The 1503-nt window shown below is 58.3% G+C and carries 2 protein-coding genes; both read left to right on the top strand.

Translation table 11 applies throughout. The features are described 5' to 3' along the window. Nucleotides 1–760, top strand: a 760-nt coding sequence (locus AC1DY5_RS55250) for a LysR family transcriptional regulator (protein ID WP_478122633.1), incomplete at its 5' end; no start/stop codon positions are given. A gap of 161 nt (nt 761–921) precedes the next feature. Further along, on the top strand, nt 922–1503 hold a 582-nt coding region (locus AC1DY5_RS55245; protein ID WP_478122632.1), incomplete at its 3' end, for an LLM class flavin-dependent oxidoreductase.

The following is a 1503-nucleotide window of genomic DNA, read 5'->3' as shown; positions in this document are numbered from 1 at the left end:
AAGAATGGGCGTTCGGTTGTGCGAACGAGGTCGCCGGGGGTTCGAGCTGACCGATGACGGGGAAAGAGTCTATCGAGCGGGCGTCGAGCTGATGAGATCGCTCAATGACTTTCAGGATGAGATCGAATCGCTGGGGAGTTCCGTGCGCGGGCGTATCCGGGTGGCCGTGCTCGATTCGTTCGTATGGCTCCAGGAACTGCGCCTCAGCGAAGGCTTGAGAGATTTCACGTCTGCCAATCCCGACGTCAACCTGGAGCTTCACGTGTTCCACCCAGACGAGATCGAAAGACGAATCGACGAAGGCAAGTTCGACATCGGTATCTCGGTCGTGTATGACGATGCAGGCCGCTTCGACTACACGCCGCTGCTGAGCGGAACGAGCTACATCTATTGCGGCGCAAAGCACAAGCTGTTCGGTGTCCCTGACCATCAGATCACCGAAAGCGATTTGAACAACACCTCCTACATTTCCAGATGGTTCGATGCCGCGCCCGAGCACCTGGGCCAGAACTCCGAGATTGCCCAGGTCGAGAGCTTTCATGTGGAGGCTACGGTCCATCTAGTGTTGTCGGGAAACTACGTCGGCTTTCTCCCGGCCTACTTCGCGGAGAAGTGGGTCAGGAGCGGAGACATGCGGCCATTGCGCCAAGACCTGTATCACCTGGACTATCGGTATGGGTTCACCGTGAAGCATGGTCGGCGACTCTCACCCGCTGGCCAGGCTTTCATCGATTCGATTACGAAGTCAGTTCACCGTTGAAGCAAGGGCGTAGGGGCCCCGAGGCTTCAGTTTGAGAATTGACAAACCTGACGTTCAAACCTTGGTATCGAACAATCATCAGGTTCTTCCTACGATGAATGCACTGTCAAGGCGGTCGGCAACTCAGACCGTCGCAGTTGCATTCATTGGAGATGAACTGAATGAACTCTCACCATGAGAACCCGGTAAAGGCTGAGATCGGCGTCTTTCTTCCCGTGATGAGCCGGGGATGGATCAAGTCCATGAACTCGCCCGCGCTCACGGGCTCGTACGGCAGCAACCTCGCGGTCACCCTTGCGGCCGAAAAAATGGGGTTCGACTTTGCCATGAGCCCGGCGACCTGGCGTGGCTACGGCGGCGAGTCGAAGTCGATGACGTCGTCCCTCGAATCGCTCACGTGCATGGCAGCGCTGGCGCAGGCAACCTCGCKCATCAACATCTGGGCCACCGCGCACATGATGATCTTTCCGCCCGCGGTGGTGGCAAAAATCGTCGCGACGCTGGACCAGATCGCGCCCGGTCGTATCGGCCTCAACGTCGTAACCGGCTCTCGCCCGCAGTTGATGCGCCAGCTCGGTCTGTGGCGCGAACTGAGCCACGACGAGCGCTACGACCTCGCCGATGAATGGATCACCGTGGTGAAGCGAATCTGGACCGAAGACAGCGTCACGCACAAGGGCAAGTTCTTCGAGACAGACGATTGCCTGATCTATCCGAAGCCGTCGAAGGCGCCACCGCTGATC

The organism is Variovorax sp. P4_D9, assembly GCF_056401695.1.
The sequence above is the reverse complement of the archived record's forward strand: the minus strand, read 5'-3'. Positions and strand labels throughout refer to the sequence as shown.